This is a genomic window from Halobacterium wangiae, assembly GCF_021249345.1.
In the GTDB taxonomy this organism is placed as follows: domain Archaea; phylum Halobacteriota; class Halobacteria; order Halobacteriales; family Halobacteriaceae; genus Halobacterium; species Halobacterium wangiae.
Map to the genome: position 1 here is coordinate 497,288 of NZ_CP089588.1, position 16,679 is coordinate 513,966.

At 67.6% G+C, this 16,679-nt stretch carries 17 protein-coding genes; 11 read left to right on the forward strand and 6 right to left on the reverse strand.

Features of this window, described 5'->3' with window-relative positions; genetic code table 11:
• Positions 1–88 precede the first annotated feature (88 nt).
• Complete coding sequence (locus LT965_RS02650) at positions 89–1,438, reverse strand: sodium-dependent transporter (RefSeq protein ID WP_232702468.1); 1,350 nt, start codon at positions 1,436–1,438, stop codon at positions 89–91.
• 158 nt (positions 1,439–1,596) lie between these two features.
• Entirely contained in the window at positions 1,597–2,301 is a 705-nt protein-coding gene (locus tag LT965_RS02655) for an SDR family oxidoreductase (RefSeq protein ID WP_232702469.1), read from the reverse strand.
• An 88-nt stretch (positions 2,302–2,389) separates the two neighbouring features.
• Here LT965_RS02655 and LT965_RS02660 point away from each other — a divergent pair, with 88 nt between their 5' ends.
• The 4 genes from LT965_RS02660 to LT965_RS02675 all read left to right on the forward strand — a co-directional run bounded on the left by LT965_RS02660 (position 2,390) and on the right by LT965_RS02675 (position 5,671).
• Entirely contained in the window at positions 2,390–3,028 is a 639-nt protein-coding gene (locus LT965_RS02660) for an SdpI family protein (protein WP_232702470.1), read from the forward strand.
• A 74-nt stretch (positions 3,029–3,102) separates the two neighbouring features.
• Positions 3,103–4,320 carry an ADP-forming succinate--CoA ligase subunit beta gene (gene sucC, locus LT965_RS02665; RefSeq protein ID WP_269782722.1) on the forward strand — a complete coding sequence of 406 codons (1,218 nt, stop codon included), beginning with the start codon at positions 3,103–3,105 and terminating at the stop codon, positions 4,318–4,320.
• Entirely contained in the window at positions 4,317–5,186 is an 870-nt protein-coding gene (gene sucD, locus LT965_RS02670; RefSeq protein ID WP_232702472.1) for a succinate--CoA ligase subunit alpha, read from the forward strand. Before sucC ends, sucD begins: the two co-directional genes overlap by 4 nt.
• 287 nt (positions 5,187–5,473) lie before the next feature.
• Positions 5,474–5,671, forward strand: coding sequence for a DUF7835 family putative zinc beta-ribbon protein (locus LT965_RS02675; RefSeq protein WP_232702473.1), 198 nt, complete (start codon positions 5,474–5,476; stop codon positions 5,669–5,671).
• Between the two features lie 117 nt (positions 5,672–5,788).
• Here LT965_RS02675 and LT965_RS02680 read toward each other — a convergent pair whose 3' ends face one another.
• A complete protein-coding gene (locus LT965_RS02680) occupies positions 5,789–7,297 on the reverse strand; it encodes a phosphoenolpyruvate carboxykinase (ATP) (RefSeq protein ID WP_232702474.1) in 1,509 nt (502 codons plus the stop codon).
• A gap of 161 nt (positions 7,298–7,458) precedes the next feature.
• On the opposite strand from LT965_RS02680, the gene LT965_RS02685 reads away from it, so the two are divergent.
• Positions 7,459–8,484 carry a DNA-methyltransferase gene (locus LT965_RS02685; protein ID WP_232702475.1) on the forward strand — a complete coding sequence of 342 codons (1,026 nt, stop codon included), beginning with the start codon at positions 7,459–7,461 and terminating at the stop codon, positions 8,482–8,484.
• A gap of 88 nt (positions 8,485–8,572) precedes the next feature.
• On the forward strand, positions 8,573–8,719 hold the full coding sequence (locus LT965_RS02690; RefSeq protein WP_232702476.1) for a hypothetical protein: 147 nt from the start codon (positions 8,573–8,575) through the stop codon (positions 8,717–8,719).
• A 66-nt stretch (positions 8,720–8,785) separates the two neighbouring features.
• Here LT965_RS02690 and LT965_RS02695 read toward each other — a convergent pair whose 3' ends face one another.
• Positions 8,786–9,685: an ATP-grasp domain-containing protein gene (locus LT965_RS02695; protein WP_232702477.1), complete on the reverse strand. Its 900-nt coding sequence runs from the start codon at positions 9,683–9,685 to the stop codon at positions 8,786–8,788.
• A gap of 249 nt (positions 9,686–9,934) precedes the next feature.
• Between LT965_RS02695 and LT965_RS02700 the strand changes: the two genes are divergently transcribed.
• Positions 9,935–10,168 carry a DUF8028 family protein gene (locus LT965_RS02700; RefSeq protein ID WP_232702478.1) on the forward strand — a complete coding sequence of 78 codons (234 nt, stop codon included), beginning with the start codon at positions 9,935–9,937 and terminating at the stop codon, positions 10,166–10,168.
• Positions 10,169–10,196: 28 nt separating this feature from the next.
• On the opposite strand, the gene LT965_RS02705 is transcribed toward LT965_RS02700, so the two are convergent.
• The gene (locus tag LT965_RS02705) at positions 10,197–10,748 is read right to left on the reverse strand and encodes a hypothetical protein (RefSeq protein ID WP_232702479.1); all 552 of its coding nucleotides are present in this window, start codon (positions 10,746–10,748) and stop codon (positions 10,197–10,199) included.
• A 210-nt stretch (positions 10,749–10,958) separates the two neighbouring features.
• Between LT965_RS02705 and LT965_RS02710 the strand changes: the two genes are divergently transcribed.
• The 4 genes from LT965_RS02710 to LT965_RS02725 all read left to right on the forward strand — a co-directional run bounded on the left by LT965_RS02710 (position 10,959) and on the right by LT965_RS02725 (position 14,659).
• Positions 10,959–12,368: a lamin tail domain-containing protein gene (locus tag LT965_RS02710; protein WP_232702480.1), complete on the forward strand. Its 1,410-nt coding sequence runs from the start codon at positions 10,959–10,961 to the stop codon at positions 12,366–12,368.
• The gene (locus tag LT965_RS02715; RefSeq protein WP_232702481.1) at positions 12,368–12,673 is read left to right on the forward strand and encodes a DUF3006 domain-containing protein; all 306 of its coding nucleotides are present in this window, start codon (positions 12,368–12,370) and stop codon (positions 12,671–12,673) included. The genes LT965_RS02710 and LT965_RS02715 overlap by 1 nt, the downstream gene beginning before the upstream one ends.
• A gap of 73 nt (positions 12,674–12,746) precedes the next feature.
• Positions 12,747–13,346 (forward strand): SprT-like domain-containing protein, encoded by a 600-nt coding sequence (locus tag LT965_RS02720; RefSeq protein ID WP_232702482.1) that lies wholly within the window; start codon positions 12,747–12,749, stop codon positions 13,344–13,346.
• A 143-nt stretch (positions 13,347–13,489) separates the two neighbouring features.
• Positions 13,490–14,659 carry a dipeptidase gene (locus tag LT965_RS02725; protein ID WP_232702483.1) on the forward strand — a complete coding sequence of 390 codons (1,170 nt, stop codon included), beginning with the start codon at positions 13,490–13,492 and terminating at the stop codon, positions 14,657–14,659.
• A 213-nt stretch (positions 14,660–14,872) separates the two neighbouring features.
• Here LT965_RS02725 and LT965_RS02730 read toward each other — a convergent pair whose 3' ends face one another.
• Complete coding sequence (locus LT965_RS02730; protein WP_232702484.1) at positions 14,873–16,540, reverse strand: ABC transporter substrate-binding protein; 1,668 nt, start codon at positions 16,538–16,540, stop codon at positions 14,873–14,875.
• Positions 16,541–16,679 lie beyond the last annotated feature (139 nt).

Here is a 16,679-nt window from a genome sequence, read left to right on the forward strand (position 1 = left end):
CAATCTGTCGAGAGTACGTCCTTTCGCTCCCGAGCGGGGACGCTGGTCCGTCGAGTTCACGGCCAATCCGGGACGACGGTGACGATTCCTAGATCGCCGGCAGCGGAATGTCGGGCGCGGGGAAGATGGAACTCACGCCGAGGTACAGCGTCACGAACACGCCCAGGAGGACGAACGTCCGGATGGACCAGAGCCACGCGGTGGCGAACGTCTCGCCGCCGCCGGTCCCCTTCTTCAGTTCGTCGACGGCTTCGGGGCCGTACACCCAGCCGACGAAGACGACGCCCAGCAGCACGGACAGCGGGAGGAGCACGCTGTACGCGAGGTCGTCGAACCAGCCGAGCCACGCGGTGTTCCACGCGGAGAGGCTCCCGACGGCGAACAGGCCGCCGGCGAAACCGAAGGCGACGGTGGGACGACTCGCGCCGTAGTTGTCCACGAGGTAGGAGGTGACGACCTCGAGCAAGCTGATGGCCGAGGAGAGCGCGGCGATGAGGACGACGCCGAAGAAGACGACGCCGAGGGCCTGCCCCGCGGCGCCGAGGTCGGCCAGCGCCGAGGCGACCGAGACGAACAGCGCGCCCGGGCCGCCGCCCGCCGCAGTGTCCGGGATGCCGTCGAACTGCACGAACAGCAGCGGGATGACGACGAGACCCGCGAGCAGGCCGACGAACGTGTTCAGCACGACGATGAGGCTCCCGTCGGCGGGGAGGCTGTCGACCTCGCCGAGGTAGGAGGCGTACGTGATCATCGCGCCCATCCCGAGCGACAGCGAGAAGAACGCCTGCCCGACGGCGAACGGGACGATGCTCTCGAGGTTGGCCGCGATGTAGTCGAAGTCCGGCGAGAGGTAGTAGCTGTACGCGGCAGCCGCGCCGTCGAGCGTGAACGCGTAGGCGGCGAGGCCGACGAGGATGACGACGATGGACGGCACCATCAGTTTGGTCGCCTTCTCGATGCCATCCTCGATGCCGAACGCGACGATGGAGGCGGTGAGCGCCATGAACGCGGCGTGGAAGGCGATGGCCTCCCACCCCATCGACACGCGGGCGAAGTAGTCGGCGGGCGCCGCGAAGTACGCGCCCGTCGCGCTGCCGGCGATGTACCGGATCACCCACCCGCCGACGACGCTGTAGTAGGAGAGGATCCACAGCCCGGTGAGCAGGCCCAGCGCACCGACGACGGTCCACGCGGGGTGTTTCAGTCGGTCGAACGCCTCGATCGCGTTGATGTTCGCGCGCCGACCGACGACGAACTCGCCGAGGATGGCCGGGAGGCCGATGACGAGTGCGGCGACGAGGTAGACGAACACGAACGCGGACCCGCCGGTGGTGGCCGTCTTGAACGGGAACTGCCAGATGTTCCCGAGGCCCACGGCGCTGCCGACGGCCGCGAGGATGAATCCGAGGCGAGTCGCCCAGGTCTCTCGTTCTGCCATTGTGTCCAGTTCGTACCGGCCAGTCCGTTCAAAAGCCGTTCGAATCGATAGACTCCAGTGCGGTTACAGGTCGCCTGCTGTCCGTTCGACGACGATTCCAGGGATGTTTCATCAGTGGCCTGTCGCGTCGGTCGAGTCGACGACGCCTGTTCGGAGTGTCACGCTTCGCCGTAGACCGGGACGGCAGCGCCGCTGGTCGGCGGCGCGGCGTCCGAACACAGCGTCACCACGACGCGCGCGATGTCCGCGGGGTCGACCCACGAGTCGTGGTCGGCGTCGGGCATCATCTCGCGGTTGGCGGGCGTATCGATGACCGACGGCATGACGGCGTTCGCGCGCACCTCGCCGGCGTTCTCCTCGGCGATGGTCTCCGTCAGCAGGCGGACGCCGGCCTTCGACGCGCGGTACGGACCGTCGCCCTCGCCGCCCTCCAGGGACGCCCTGGCGGAGACGGAGACGATAGCGCCCGAGGACTCCTGGAGGTGCGGGAGCGCGTACTTGCTCGCGAGGAACATCGTCTTCAGGTTCACGTCGAACACCTGGTCGAACTCATCGGCGTCGGTCTCCTCGATGGGCGACCCACCCTTCCACATCCCGGCGACGTTGCAGAGGCAGTCGAGGCCGCCGTGAGCGTCCACGACGCCGGAGACGACTTGCTCGGCCGCCGTGTCGTCGGTGAGGTCGCCGCGGTAGAACGGCACCTCCCCGCGGTCGAGTTGGGTCTCCTCGCCCGGTTCAACCACGTCGGTCCCACAGACGGTCGCGCCCGCCTCGTCGAAGGCGCGACATACCGCGCTGCCGAGGGTGCCCGACGCACCGGTCACCAGCACCACGTCGCCGTCGAAGTCGAACTCCGCGTGCATGGTGCGTACTGCCACGGCCAGCACCGTAAACGTACCCGGGGCCACGGAGACGGTGGCGCTTATGTCACCGGAGTGCAGGCTACAGCGCATGGACCCCGACAGACGCCTCCTCCTGGGCGGCGGTGTGCTGGTCGCGATCGCCGCCGTCGTCAGCGTCCTCGCCCATCCCGAGATGCCCGCAGAGATGGCGACGCACTGGAACGCGAGCGGCGACGTCGACGGCACGATGTCCCGCGAACTCGGCCTCGCGTTGCTGCCCGTGCTCGCGCTCGGCACGCTGGGCCTGTTCTACGCCATCCCACGAATCGACCCGCGCGAGGATTTCGAGAGCTTCCGGTTCGCGTACGACGCGCTGGCGCTCGCAACCGTCGCGCTCGTCGTCTGGGTCCACGGCCTCGTCGTGCTCGTCAACCTCGGCTACGAGTTCGGTATCCTCCAGGGTCTCGCGCCCGCCGTCGGCGCCATCTACGTCCTCGCGGGCTACGTCACGGAGCGCGCCGAACAGAACTGGTTCGTCGGAGTGCGGACGCCGTGGACGCTCGAGGACGAGCAGGTGTGGACGGAGACGAACCAGCTGGTCGCACAGCTGTTCAAGGTCGGCGGCGTCGTGGCCGCGGCCGGCGCGCTCGTTCCACAGTACGCCGTCGCGTTGATCGTCGGGCCTCCTGTCGTCGCCGTCGTCGTCTCCGCCGGCTACTCGTACTACCGATACCAGGGGACTGCGTAGGCCCGAGTCCGGTCGTGGGCCGCCAGCGACGCCGCCGTCGACGCCCGCACGACCGGGTAGCGGACGACGCCGAGATGGTGGCGTTCCCCCGCGGTTTCGGTACTTCTAACAGGGACTCGCCGAAACTACGTAGCGAGCCCAATATGAAACTGCACGAGTACCAGGCGAAGCAGGTCTTCGCCGACGCGGGCATCCCGACCCCAGGGTCGGCGCTCGCTACGTCTGCCGACGAGGTAGTAGAGGTCGCCGACGACCTCGGCTACCCGGTCGCGGTGAAAGCGCAGGTACACGTCGGCGGCCGCGGGAAGGCCGGCGGTATCAAGCTGGTCGACGACGCCGAGGAGGCCCGGGAGGCCGCCGACTCGATCCTCGGGATGGACCTCAAGGGGTACACGGTCGGGAAGGTCCTCGTCGAGGAGGCCGTCGACTTCACGAACGAACTGTACGTCGGCGTCACGATGGACCGCGGCGAGGGCGAACCCGTCGCCATGGTCTCCGAGCAGGGCGGCGTCAACATCGAGGAGGTCGCCGAGGAGGACCCCGACGCCATCGCACGCGAGCACATCGACCCGGCGTTCGGGATGCACCCGTACCAGGCCCGCAAGGCCGTCTACGAGGCCGACATCCCCCGTGACGTCGCGGGCGACGTCGCGAGCATCCTCACGACGCTGTACGACCTCTACGAGGCGAAGGACGGCTCCGACATCGAGATCAACCCGCTGATGGTCACCAGCGACGGCGACGTCGTCGCGGCGGACGCCGTGATGAACGTCGACGACGACGCGCTGTTCCGCCACCCGGACCTCGCGGAGATGGAGGACGAGGCCGCCGGCGACGACCTCGAGGCCAAGGCCAACGAGTACGGCTTCGACTACGTGCGCCTCGACGGCAACGTCGGCATCATCGGCAACGGCGCCGGACTCGTGATGACGACGCTCGACCTCGTCGACTACTACGGCGGGGAGCCCGCGAACTTCCTCGACATCGGCGGCGGTGCGAAGGCCGAGCGCGTGACGAACGCCCTGGACATGGTGTTCTCCGACGAGAACGTCGACTCCGTCGTCTTCAACATCTTCGGCGGGATCACCCGCGGCGACGAGGTCGCGAAGGGCATCAACGCCGCGCTCGAACAGTTCGAGGAGATTCCGAAGCCGGTGGTCGTCCGACTCGCTGGGACGAACGCCGCGGAGGGCCGCGAGATCCTGAACGCGGACCTCGTCACCGTCGAGGAGACCCTCGAAGGGGCTGTGCAGCGCGCTGTCGAGTACGCGGACACGGAGGCAGAACAATGAGCATTCTAGTCGACGACGACACCCGCGTCGTGGTGCAGGGCATCACGGGCGGGGAAGGCAAGTTCCACGCCGAACAGATGATCGAGTACGGGACGAACGTCGTCGCGGGCGCCGTCCCCGGCAAGGGCGGCCAGGAGGTCGCGGGTGTCCCCGTCTACGACACCGTCGACGCCGCCGTCGAGGCGGAGGACGCCGACGCGTCGGTCGTCTTCGTCCCGCCGGCGTTCGCCGCGGACGCTGTCTTCGAGGGCCTCGACACTGACCTCGACCTCGTGGTCGCCATCACGGAGGGCATCCCCACGCAGGACATGGCGAAGGTGAACAAGCGCCTGAGCGAGGTCGACACCCGCCTCCTCGGGCCGAACTGCCCGGGCATCATCACGCCCGGCGAGTCCAAACTCGGCATCCTCCCCGGCAACATCTTCGAGTCCGGGAACGTCGGCCTGGTCTCCCGTTCGGGCACCCTCACCTACCAGGTCGTCGACTCGCTGACCTCGCGGGGTATCGGACAGACCACCGCCATCGGCATCGGCGGCGACCCCATCATCGGGACGGACTTCATCGACGCCCTCGAACTGTTCGAGGCCGACCCGGACACCCACGCCGTCGTGATGTGCGGCGAGATCGGCGGCGAGGACGAGGAGGAGGCCGCCGACTACATCGCCCAGAACATGGACACCCCGGTCGCGGGCTTCATTGCGGGCCGCACCGCGCCGCCGGGCAAGCGCATGGGTCACGCGGGCGCCATCGTCTCCGGTAGCGGGACGGGCACCGCGGAGTCCAAGATCAACGCGCTGAACGACGCTGGCGTCCCCGTCGGCGACACTCCCGAAGAAGTCGCCGACGACATCGAGAGCCTGCTGTAGGCACTCGCGTTCTCCCGGTTCTCTGTCTCCCATTCTCTTCGCCTCCAGTTCTCTCCGCCTCCACCTCCGCGTCCCTGCGCTTCTCCGCCGACCAGACTGCCCCCGCTTCCCGAAGTGAGAATTCCGCTCGACTGCGTCGGAGTTCCCCGGTACTTCGCGGGTCGGCAATCGACGTAGGCCCGCCGTGAACCCCGATTTATCCCGGATTAATTCGGGTTAAGCGTCGCTAATCCAGGAGGGACTGTCTGTCCGGTTTTTCTTCCCCCCGACGGAAGGGGGAGACGACCATGCCAACTACCGCTCCCGAGACGGACCACCACGAGTTCTGCGAGCGCTGCGACCGCGACACGCCCCACACCGTCGGCATCGAACTCCGCACCGAGAGCGAACGCTCGGAGAACGTCGAGTTCTCACGGGAACCCTACCGCGTGAGCACCTGTCTGATCTGCGACGGCACGACGGCCCTCCGGATGAACGACGCCTGAACCCGACGGTGAGGAGTCGTTCTCACCTCGAACACCGAATCCCTCCCCTTCTGACGCAGAACAGTCGCGTCCCGTAGAGCCGGTACGTTCAGCCGACGAGAATCAGTGGTCGAGTGCTCAGTACGCGGCGTCCCGGATCTCCTCGCGCAGGTCCTCGAACTGCCGCAGGTACTCCTGTCGTTCGGCGCGGACCGCAGCCAGCTCGCCGCGGTAGTCCTCGACGTAGTCCGGCGGGTAGAACGCCTCGATGTCCATGCCGGGGACGTGCTCGGGGATCTCCAGGCCGAGCGCGTCGTCGTGGCGCCAGTCGATGCTGTTCCGCGCGACCTCGCAGAGGATGGTGACGGACTCCTCGACGCCGACGTCCTTCGCCTCGGAACCGAGGTGGCCCGTGTTGATGACGAAGCAGTCGACGTCGTTCGCGGCGACGAGGTCGTGGAAGCGGTTGCCCTCCTCGCCCTCCGAGCCCACGATGAAGGGGTTGGTGCCGACGACCCGGATGGCCTCGCCGGCCTCGTCGGGGTCGCCCGCGCTGGTCTGGATGGACTCGCCGAGCATGAACGCGACGGCGGCCTGCTCGGGCGTGAGACGCGCGACCGGCGGCATCACGGGGTTCCGGGTGATGAAGAACACCTGGTCGACATCCGGGAGGTCGATCTCCTCGTCCGCGCTCGGGAGGTCGTCGCGGCGGACGACCGCGCGGCCGTTACTCGTGAGCGTGTCGTCGTCGAAGTCGACGGTTCCGTCCTCGTCGACGGCGACGTTCTCCAGAACTGCGCGTTCGCGGGTGGCGGCGTGGTGGAGGCCCGGCTGCTCGTCGGCGTCCAGGCCGATGGTCTTGATGTAAAGGCCGCCGCCCTCCGAGCCGGCGACGGTGCCGTCGGGCAGGAACGCGCAGACGTCGTCCTGGAGCATCTCTGCGCCCTCGGGGCCGTCGAGCCAGCAGCCGTGGCAGGTCAGCGTCGACTTGCCGGTGGCCGAGAGACCCAGGAACGCCTGGCCGACCGTCTGGAGGTCGCCGGACTCGTCCGCGACCCGGACGCGCTTGCTGCCGGCGTGGATGCCCAGGCCGCCCTGCTGCTTCGTGCGGTACATGAACAGCCGCAGGAAGGACTTCTTCGCCTCGCCCGTGTAGTCGCTGCCGAGCACGTACGTGACCCCGGCGTCCACGTCCACACGGATGCGGGTGTCGTCGTGGTCGGGGAGCTGGAGCGTCTGGAAGTCGGGCTCGCGGCCCTCCGGTGCTGGCTCGAGCAGTTTCGCCCACGCGAGCGCGATGCGGCCGTACTCCTTCGGGACGTAGAGCCGGCAGCAGAACGCGGTCTCGGGGTGGCGACCGACCATGCGGTCGAGACAGACGAGTTCCGTCTCGTGGGCCCGTTCCTGGGCCTCGGACAGCCGCTCGCGGTCGGCCTCGGTGAACTCGTGGTCGACGGAGTTCTTCGTCCGGTCGGCGCTCCGCGACCGGAACTCGCTGACGTAGGACGGGCTTCCGTACTCCGTCGTCGTCTCCAGGTGCTCCGAGAACGCCCGGAGGTCGTCCAACGAGGGATCGTAGGTCACGTTCTCCGCTGTCCGCGGGTCGGGAAACTCGTGCGTGACGGTTTCCACCACGTGCTCGCTCATCAGTTCTGGCTACCGCCGCCGAGCGGTATAACAATGCGGTTTCTACCCGCGGCGAACTGTGCTCGTTCTGAGTAATCGGAGCCTACCGGCCCGTCCACAGGACCGCTCGCCCGCTCTCCCGAGCGAAACGCGTATGTGCCCCGCCGCGGACGCCTGACGTGATGGAGACGACCCACTGCGTCCACGTCGGCGACGCCCGCGACCTCCCGCTCGCCGACGACAGCGTGGACCTCGTGGTCACGTCGCCCCCGTACCCGATGATCGAGATGTGGGACGACACGTTCGCCGCCCTCGACCCGGCGGTCGGCGACGCGCTCGACGCCGGGGACGGCGCTCGCGCCCACGACCTGATGCTCGACGTCCTCGACGACGCGTGGGCGGAGGTCGCCCGCGTCCTCCGCCCGGGCGGCATCGCGGTGGTGAACGTCGGCGACGCGACCCGCACCGTCGGTCGATTCCGCGTCTACGACAACCACGCCCGCGTCACGGAAGCTTTCGAGGAACTCGGCTTCGACCCGCTGCCGGGCGTCCTGTGGCGCAAGCCCGCGAACAGCGCCGCGAAGTTCATGGGCAGCGGGATGGTGCCACCGAACGCCTACGTCACCCTCGAACGCGAGCACGTCCTCGTGTTCCGGAACGGCCCCCGCAGGAGTTTCGAGCCGGGCGCGGACCGCCGCTACGAGGCGGCCTACTTCTGGGAGGAGCGCAACCGCTGGTTCTCCGACGTCTGGACGGACCTCGGCGGCGAGCGGCAGGCGCTGGCCGACCCCGACCTCCGGGAGCGCTCGGCGGCGTTCCCGCTAGAACTCCCCTACCGACTCGTGAACATGTACTCCGTCTACGGCGACACCGTCCTCGACCCGTTCTGGGGGACCGGGACGACGAGTCTCGCGGCGGCCGTGGCCGGGCGGAGTTCCGTCGGCGTCGAGCGCGACCCCGGGTTCGCCGACGCGTTCGCCGAGCGCATCCGGGAGGCGCCCGCACTCTCCCGGGGGTTCGTCGCCCAGCGACTCGCGGACCACCGCGAATTCGTCCGCGAGACCGACGGCGAACTCGGCTACGAGGCCGAGCGGTACGACACCAGCGTCCGGACGAACCAGGAGCGCCGCATCCGCTTCTACGAGGTCGCGTCCGTGACGGAGACCCCCGAGGGGTGGCGGGCGACCCACGAACCGTACCAGGAGTGACAGCCGCGAGGGCCGCTGTCGGCGGTGGGAGGCCACCTGACACCAACCTGGCCACCGAGCCTAACTCTCCGGAACGAGTGACATCTGTATGGCGTATCGGACCACTGTCGGCTGGTCGCTGCTCACGTCTGGTGTCGTCACGCTGATTCTGAAGTGGCTCCCGGGGGACTCCCTGTGGTGGGGCGTCGGCCTGCTGATCGCCGGGGCCGTCGTTCTATACCTCCGCCAGATGTAGCCAGTAAGACTGTCGCCGACGCCCAGCAGTGCGACAGCGTGCGATCCCGAGACGAAATCCGCAGACTCAGGTGACGCCCGACGCCGCCTCGATGGCGTCCGCGAACCGCGGTACTGCGTCCTCCCCGTAGCCGAGGCCGAGGTGTGGCTCCACGAGTTCGAGTTCCAGCAGGCGGAGCTCGTCGTCCCGGACGACGCCGTCGACGCGAGCGTAGGGGAGCGCGGCGGCGTCGACGTCCAGCACCTCGTGGGCGGTCTGGAGCACGGCGGCGGCCTGTTCGACGAGGTGCTCGTCGGGGTCGAAGGCCGTCGTCGTCCCGCCGAAGCTCGGGTGCGCCCGGAAGTCGTCCTCGGCGGGCAGGCCGAGCCACGCGTGGCTGAACTCGCCGCCGAGGAAGACGAACGACGGCTCGCCGGCCTCGATCTCGAGCGCGAACCGCTGAACGAGCACGTCGCCCGCGTCGACCATCGTCTCGAACCGCGGCTGGTCGGCCGGCGCGGTCGCTCGCGACGTCCGCCACGTGTTCGCCGAACTAGTCCCGACGGCCGGCTTCACGACGGCGTCCGTCCACCCGCGGGCGTCGAGGACCCCCCGGAGGGACGTGTCGCTGGCAGTCGCGACGTACGCCGTGTCGAGGACGGGGACGCCCGCATCGGCGAGTTCGCGGAGGTAGAACTTGTGGACGTTCCAGCGGACGACGGACGGCGGGTTCAGCAGCGTCACGTCCGCGCACTCCAGCGTCTCGAGCCACGCGCGGAACGCGTCCACCTGCTCGTGGTAGTCCCAGCACGACCGCAGGACCGCGACGTCAAGGTCCGCCCAGTTCTCGTCGTCCGTCCACACCACCGGGACGGCGGTCGCACCGCGCTCGCGGAGCGCCGCGACGAGTTCCCGGGCGCCCGCCGTCAGTTCGGGTTTCCGCTCGCCCGTGACGACCCCGACCCGCAGCGAATCGAGTCCCGTCATCGCCACACAGTCGGAGTGAGGACCACTAATAGCCTCGCTGAACGCCCCTACCGTAATTTTCCTGTCACGTCCTGTGGGGTTCGCTCTCCGGCAGTCAGCGGGCGGGAGTTCGAGTACCTCCACCTGGACCAACTGGTAACTACACGGCGGTTCTGGGTGACTATCTGCCGTGAACGGGTCCAGAACCGCCTGTAGCCTGCAAGAACGATTAATCCGGTAGCTACCGCTTACCAGAGTGGCCCACGATCTATGCGCAGTAAGAGCACGATAACAGTTTTCGCCGCTGTCCTCGCGGTCCTCGGCCGAGAGCTCGTGGCGTTCGTGCAGGGGCTGGCGTTCTGGACGGCGGTGGTGTTGCCACTGGTGTATCTCGCCCTCCTGGTCGCCGGCTCACCCACCGTCAGCGACCCGTCCGCCGTCGCCGAACTGGCGACGCTCAACGTCGTCTCGCTGGTGCTCGGACACGGCTACGGCGACCCGTGACCCGCGACCAGTGAGCGCAGCCCCCGAACTACTCCTCGTCGTCGCCTCGTAGTAGCTGTAGTGCGGTGGCGACGCCGACGGCCGCGATCGCGACGAGTCCCCCGAGGCTGGTCTCGCCGTCGCTCTCCTCGACCGTCGGCCCCGCCGGTTCCCCGACGATGGCCCGGCGGGGAACCGACTCGGCGGACAGACTGACCCACTCGCTTCCGCACATCTCCGCACGGTTGATGATGAACACAGTGCTCTCCCGAATCTCGTCCTGTGTGCTGTCCCCGTACGCCGTCATCTCGATGGAGAGCGGGGCCTCCGACCGGCGGTCGAGAAGCAGTGCGTCGTAGGCGGTCGACTCGCCTGCCTCCCAGTCCGCCCACTCGCACTCGTCGGCGACCTGATCGTGTGGCTCCGCCGTCCCGGTCACCTGGAGCCACTGTCCGACGTAGTTGTTCTCGAACTCGTCGACTCGGGGGACGACGAATATCCTCGTGATGCTGGACTGCTGGTTCGCCCGACCCCGTAGTCCGAGGGCCGACACACCGACGGCCCCCGACTGTGTGAGGAACTGCCGCCGCGAGTGGGTCATGAGATACTGGCCTCCACTCCCTCGTTCCACGCTGAGTCGCAAAAGGGCACTGGCGCTCGACGCACTCAGATGTGCGTCTCCTGGCGGTAGACGGGCTGTTACTGGTGAACGGGTTCGCCCCTGGCCGCACACGACCGTGACACTACCTGGTACGTAACTGGCCGCTACCTCGAAAGTAAAGCCAACCCCGTCCGTCCGATAGTACACCCCATGCGACGCCGCCTGGTCGCCCTCGCACTCGCCCTCCTCCTCGTCGCTGCCGCCGGGTGCGTCGGCACCGACCCGGCTGGCTCGCCGTCCTCGGCCACGACGCCTGCCAGCGGGACGAACGGGACCCTCGAAGTGCACTTCGTCAACGTCGGGCAGGCGAGCGCGACGCTGGTCGTCGGTCCGTCGAACGAGACGATGCTCGTCGACACGGGCGACTGGCGCGACGACGGCGACGAAGTACTCGACTACCTCCGGGCGCAGAATGTGGACCGGATCGACTACCTCATAACCACGCACGCGGACGCCGACCACATCGGTGGGAACGCCGCCGTCATCGACTACTACGAGACGGAGGCCGACGGCGTCGGCGCCGTCTACGACCCCGGCCTCGCGTCGGCGTCCGCCACCTACGAGAACTACCTCGACGCCGTCGAGCGCCACGACGTCGCGCTGTACGAGACGCGCGCCGGCGACGCCATCCCGCTGGACGCCGCGACAGTCGAGGTGCTCTCGCCGCCACGGCCGTACCTCGCGGACGACGAGCAGAACGAGAACAGCGTCGTCCTCGACGTGACCTTCGGGAACACGAGCTTCCTGCTGACGGGCGACGCGGGCGAAGTGGCCGAACGACGACTCGTCGAGACGGACAGCGACGAGTTGAACGCGACGGTGCTCCAGGCCAGTCACCACGGCAGCGACTCGTCGTCGAGTGCTCCCTTCCTGGACGCCGTCGACCCTTCGGCGGTCGTGGTATCGAGCGCGTACGACTCGCAGTACGGCCACCCAGACGAGGCCGTCCTGGAGCGACTCGCCGAACGGAACCACTCGACGTACTGGACGGCCACCCACGGCGACGTCGTGACGGTGAGCGACGGGGAGAACGTCACCGTCTACACCCAGCAGGCGGCGCCGACGGACGCGGCGAGACTCCGTGACGGCGACCCCGTCGAACCGGGAGACACGACGGCGGTGACGGAGCGAGCGAGACTCGACGGGAGCGGCGTCCACGCGACGACGGCATCCACGCCCGTCACCGACGGCGGAACGACCACCGGGACAACCGCCGAACTGTCGACAGATCTCGGCCTCGTCGTGGAGACGGTCCACGCCGACGCCCAGGGAGACGACCGGGACAACCTGAACGACGAGTACGTGGTCTTCGAGAACGCCGGTGACGACTCTCTGGACCTGTCGGGGTGGACGGTCGGCGACGAGGCGGACCACAGCTACACGGTCCCGGAGGGCGTCACACTCGATCCGGGAACGACAGTGACGCTGTACACCGGGAGCGGCACCGACTCGGCGACCGAACTGTACTGGGGGGCCGACGCCCCCGTCTGGAACAACGACGGCGACACCGTGTTCGTCAGAACCGACGACGGTGAACTCGTCGTCGAGGAGGCCTACTGATGACCGACACCTACACCGCAGTCCTCGACCGGTTCGAGGCGACCGAAGACGGCGAGGAGCTCGCCGTCCTGCTCGTGGAGGCCGAGGGCGACGTCGTCGACGAGGTCGTGGTGGACCGCGAACGGCTACCCGCCGAGGGGCGCCACGAGAACGCCGTGTTCGCGGTCACCGTGGACGACGACGAACTGGCGGAGATAGTCTACCGCCCGGACGAGACCGAGGCACGGACGGAGGCGGCCCAGTCGCGCTTCGACCGCCTCTCGCGGCGGCCGCCGTCGGACGAGGACGACGCGGACTCCCCGTAGGCGAGACGCCTGTCGGTGCCCCGGACAGTTGAACAAGAGTTTTGCCCCCGGGGTGGGGAGTCGGCGGTAGTAGATGCCGCAGCCGCGAGACGACGACCACGACCACGACCGTGATTCCACGGCGACGCACGAGGCGACTGCCCACGCGCCCGGGCTCGACACGGAGTTCTACGAGATCGAGGGCGACGTCTCGACGGCGGAGTTCCTGGCCGTGGCGAGGGTGTACGCCCGCGAGGTGAGCCGGAACTACGGTCTCTCGGTGGACGTCGACGACCTGGAGTGGGAGGTGAGCAAGCGCGCGAAACGACGGGCGGGCGCGGTCAAGTACCGGAACGGGGAGCCCGAGACGGTGTCGCTCACGTGGGAACTGTTCCAGGAACGGGGGTGGGGTGCCGCCGCGGAGACCATCCGCCACGAACTCGTCCACGTCCACCTGCTGAACGAGGACGGCGACCCCAGCCACGGCAGTGCGTTCGAGCGGTGGGCGGACCGGTTGCAGACGCCGGTCACCTGCGAACTGTTCGCGGAGCCGAACTGGTGGGTGGAGTGCCAGTCCTGTGGCAGCGAGATGGCCCGGTACCGGGAGTCGAAGCTCGTTAAGAACCCGGACGCGTACCGCTGTGGCGGCTGCGGCGGCGACCTCCGTTCGCGGGAGAACGCGGGCGACGACTGAGCCGCAGGCGGGTCGCGCGACGGCAGCAGCCGCGGGGCTGGGCGGGACGTGACAGTTCCGCGATTCGACGGTTTCCGGGCGTCTCAGCCGCGTTATTGACCGATACCCCAACGTTGAATATCGCAGGACGGCTCTACGTTCCAATGACCGAGAAACAGTTCGACGGCTACGAGGCCTACGACTACCTCGTCGCCGACGAGGACTACCGGACGGTCGAGCTCCCGGAGATGCACGCGGGGTTCGAACCGCACGAAGTGGAGCTCACCGCCGAGCAGGAACAGCGCGTCGAAGAGGTCAACGAGGAGACCATCATCTCGCTGCACGAACACCCCTTCTACTTCCCGAAGGACGTCCACGAGGACCTCTGGGACTACATCCGCGAGGGCCGAATCCACGCCGCCTACGAGGACCTCTCGAAGGCGCCCCTCGACGCGGTGTTCGACTTCCACCTCGACGGCCTCTCGGGCATCCACTCCAAGCACGGCTGGAAGTGGGACGACATCGTCTCCGACGTCGCCATGCGCGCCGCCGACCAGGCTCACTCCGACTACGCGATCCGCTGTGGTGACGTCGACGACATCCACCGCGCGAACGAGGAGGGGAAACTCGCGTTCGTGCCGGCCCTGGAGTCCGCGGCGATGGTGGAGAACGAACTCGACCGCATCGACCTCCTCTACGGCATGGGCATCCGCCTGATGGGTGTCACCTACAACGCCTCCAACAGCATCGGCACCGGCCAGGGCGACATCTACGAGCGCGACGGCGGCCTCACTTCCTTCGGTGTCGACGCCGTCCACCGCATGAACGACGTCGGCATGGCCGTCAGCACCAGCCACTCCAGCCCGCAGACCACCCTCGACGTCTGCGAGGTCAGCGAGAAGCCCGTCTTCGACACCCACGCGCTCGCCCAGACCGGCGGGATGAACCAGCGCGGCTCCTCCGACGAGGCGCTCCAGGCGCTGGCCGACACGGGCGGCGTCATCGGCGTGCTCTCCTCGACGCACCTCCCGGACATCGAGACGTACATGGAGCACTTCGAGTACATGGTCGACCTCGTGGGTATCGACCACGTCGTCTTCGGCCCCGACGTCCTCTACGGCGACCACACCGCGCTGCTGGAGGTCCTCGCGACGTTCCACGGCGTGGAGCTCCCGGACAGCACGATGGAGAACCCCTACGTGAAGGGCCTGGAGAACCCGACGGAGGCCTGGCAGAACATCCCCCGATGGCTCGTCAAGGAGGACTATTCGGACGACGACATCCGGAAGGTCCTCGGCGGCAACATCCTCCGCGCGCTCGACGAAGTCTGGTAGCGGCGTAGACGCTCGGTTCGACGACGGAGCGGTAATTCTACTCGGCGACTGTCTTTCCCGACGCCTAGACGGCTACCGACTGGTGTGACGCCTAGCTGTGCGAACAGGTAGCTGGAGCTGCCGGCGAACGAGCGTCGCGACTGTTGGAGAAGTCACAGCAGAACGGTCGAAAGCGGTACGTGTGGCGGTGCGGGACCGCCGGTGGCGACTCGATTACTCGTCGAGCCAGACGCGCTCGAAGAACCAGAGCGTGTCGTACGGGTAGTTGAAGTTCTTCACGGACGGCTGGAACGCGGAGGTGATGTTCTGCCAGTACGGGTAGTACTTGCCCGCCTCCTCGTTGTTGATCTCGTAGATGCGCTTGTACTTCTGGTAGCGCTCGTCCTCGTCGGTCGTCTGGCGGGCCTCCTCGAGGAGCGTCTGGATCTCGTCGTTGACGTAGTTCCCGTAGTTGAAGAACGCGCCGTCGGTGAGGTTGACGGTGAGCACCTGGTCGGGGTCGTACATCCCGTCGAAGGCGCCCGCCGAGAAGCCGAACTCGAAGTTGGTGGTGCGCTGGAACTGCGTGCTCTTGTCGACCAGCTGGAGGTCGTGCTCGAGGCCGATGGTGTCGGCGAGCTGTGCCTGCAGCACCTCGTAGGCCTTGATGTCGCGTTCGAGGCCCTGGTTGGCGTAGTTCGTGAACGAGATCTGCGAGGCGTCGACGCCCGCCTCGTCGAGCAGTTCGTTCGCGCGCTCGACGTTCTGTCCCTCGAAGGGGTCGTCGAGCTCCTCGATGTTCCAGCCCGTGCTGGGCGCCAGCGGCTGGTTGTTCGTGTTCTCCGCGGTGCCACGGAAGACGACGTTGCGGTAGACGTCCCAGTCGATGGCGTGCAGGACGGCCTTCCGCACTCTCGGGTCGTCGAAGGGGGGTTCCTGGGTGTTGAACTGGAAGATGCCCATGAACCCACCGGGGCCGGTCCGACTCGTCTGCAGCGAGTCGTCGTTGCGGATGCTCTCGTCGTCCTTCGCGGGGACGACGTCGATCCAGTGGAGTTCACCCTGACGGAGGCTCTGGAGCTTCGTGCCGTCGTCCGGGTAGATGTTCAGACGGAGTTCGTCGACGTACGGGAGCTGGTTGTCCTCGCTGTCGGTCTTCCAGTAGTCGTCGAAGGCCTCCAGGTAGACGTGGTCGCCCTGCACCCACTCGGCGAGCTGGAACGGCCCGGACCCGACGGGGTTCTGGGACATGTCGCCCTCCTCGTCAGCCTTCTTGTTGACGATGCCGACGACGAAGCCCACGTTGGACTCGAGGGACGCGAACGGCTTGTCACCGGTGTCGAAGACGGCGGTGTGCTCGTCGCGGGCCTCGACGCTGACCTGCTGGGAGAACAGCAGGTTGGCGGTGTGCTGCGGGTTCGCCTGCATCGTCTCGAAGGTGTGCTGGACGTCGGAGGCGGTCACGGGTTCGCCGTTGTGGAAGACGGCGTCCTCCGCGAGGTCGAAGACGAGCGTCGTCTCGTCCTCCCACTCCCACGCGGTCGCGAGGTCGCCGACCAGCTTGAGCTGGTCGTCCTCGAGTTCGTACCGGAGGAGCTTCGAGTAGATGTTGTACATCACCTGCATCGACTGCAGGCTGGTGACCGAGCGGCCGTCGAGCGTGAGCACGCCCACGTTCATGCCCGCGTTGATCGTGCCACCGGTCTGGATCTCGGCTTCTTCGGTCATCGTCGGGTCGTCGCTGGAGTCGTCGGTCGTCGTCCCGTCCGAGTCGGAGTCGCCGCCCCCGAGACAGCCCGCAATACCCAGCAGCCCCGCTGCCGGGCCGAGTGTCTTCAGTAGGTCCCGGCGACTCGTAGACGAAACTCCATCTACGAGTACTTTCTCAGTACGCTTTGCCATGCCTCCCCATACGATGTTGTGGATATAGGCCTGTTGGTAGAAGCAGTGTTTGTGCAGATATCGGGGAGCTGAAGGCCCAGAAGACGTGTTTTTATTCCTCCAGTTGTGGAGGTTCACGGGCCAGAAACGGGGGTGATTT

What these genes read in the sequence shown, in the direction of transcription:
- LT965_RS02690 (WP_232702476.1), top strand. Translation starts at nt 8,573, where the DNA reads ATGGCGTATCGGACCACTGTCGGCTGGTCGCTGCTCACGTCTGGTGTC.
- LT965_RS02700 (WP_232702478.1), top strand. Translation starts at nt 9,935, where the DNA reads ATGCGCAGTAAGAGCACGATAACAGTTTTCGCCGCTGTCCTCGCGGTC.
- LT965_RS02710 (WP_232702480.1), top strand. Translation starts at nt 10,959, where the DNA reads ATGCGACGCCGCCTGGTCGCCCTCGCACTCGCCCTCCTCCTCGTCGCT.
- LT965_RS02675 (WP_232702473.1), top strand. Translation starts at nt 5,474, where the DNA reads ATGCCAACTACCGCTCCCGAGACGGACCACCACGAGTTCTGCGAGCGC.
- LT965_RS02730 (WP_232702484.1), bottom strand. Translation starts at nt 16,540, where the DNA reads ATGGCAAAGCGTACTGAGAAAGTACTCGTAGATGGAGTTTCGTCTACG.
- LT965_RS02680 (WP_232702474.1), bottom strand. Translation starts at nt 7,297, where the DNA reads ATGAGCGAGCACGTGGTGGAAACCGTCACGCACGAGTTTCCCGACCCG.
- LT965_RS02725 (WP_232702483.1), top strand. Translation starts at nt 13,490, where the DNA reads ATGACCGAGAAACAGTTCGACGGCTACGAGGCCTACGACTACCTCGTC.
- sucD (WP_232702472.1), top strand. Translation starts at nt 4,317, where the DNA reads ATGAGCATTCTAGTCGACGACGACACCCGCGTCGTGGTGCAGGGCATC.
- LT965_RS02650 (WP_232702468.1), bottom strand. Translation starts at nt 1,438, where the DNA reads ATGGCAGAACGAGAGACCTGGGCGACTCGCCTCGGATTCATCCTCGCG.
- LT965_RS02705 (WP_232702479.1), bottom strand. Translation starts at nt 10,748, where the DNA reads ATGACCCACTCGCGGCGGCAGTTCCTCACACAGTCGGGGGCCGTCGGT.
- LT965_RS02695 (WP_232702477.1), bottom strand. Translation starts at nt 9,685, where the DNA reads ATGACGGGACTCGATTCGCTGCGGGTCGGGGTCGTCACGGGCGAGCGG.
- LT965_RS02655 (WP_232702469.1), bottom strand. Translation starts at nt 2,301, where the DNA reads ATGCACGCGGAGTTCGACTTCGACGGCGACGTGGTGCTGGTGACCGGT.
- LT965_RS02660 (WP_232702470.1), top strand. Translation starts at nt 2,390, where the DNA reads ATGGACCCCGACAGACGCCTCCTCCTGGGCGGCGGTGTGCTGGTCGCG.
- LT965_RS02685 (WP_232702475.1), top strand. Translation starts at nt 7,459, where the DNA reads ATGGAGACGACCCACTGCGTCCACGTCGGCGACGCCCGCGACCTCCCG.
- LT965_RS02720 (WP_232702482.1), top strand. Translation starts at nt 12,747, where the DNA reads ATGCCGCAGCCGCGAGACGACGACCACGACCACGACCGTGATTCCACG.
- sucC (WP_269782722.1), top strand. Translation starts at nt 3,103, where the DNA reads ATGGTGGCGTTCCCCCGCGGTTTCGGTACTTCTAACAGGGACTCGCCG.
- LT965_RS02715 (WP_232702481.1), top strand. Translation starts at nt 12,368, where the DNA reads ATGACCGACACCTACACCGCAGTCCTCGACCGGTTCGAGGCGACCGAA.